Consider the following 230-nt stretch of genomic DNA (forward strand, 5'->3'; position numbering starts at 1 on the left):
CAAAGAAAAGCGGAAGGTGGCGTCCAGCCGCGACCGGCGCTGGAGGATGAGAAACTAAAGGCGTTTTTTGCCTTTATATCTCATTCGAAGCGATCCGAGCGGTTGCCACCTGCAGCTGGACAAGAAAAGCGGAAAACACCGTTAAGCTCAACCGGCCACTGGAAGGCCCGAGAAGAAATGCACGCATTTCGTCCGAGAGCCTGAAGTGGACGCGTGAGCTGGTGTTTGCA

1 protein-coding gene is annotated in these 230 nt (G+C 54.8%); it reads left to right on the plus strand.

The window, feature by feature from the left end; genetic code table 11:
• Positions 1-204 (plus strand): hypothetical protein (locus WFH04_RS18240; RefSeq protein WP_336825745.1); only part of this gene is annotated, 204 nt, incomplete at its 5' end.
• Positions 205-230: the final 26 nt, after the last annotated feature.

The organism is Sporosarcina sp. USHLN248 (assembly GCF_037144575.1).
GTDB classification, from domain to species: Bacteria; Bacillota; Bacilli; order Bacillales_A; family Planococcaceae; genus Sporosarcina; species Sporosarcina contaminans.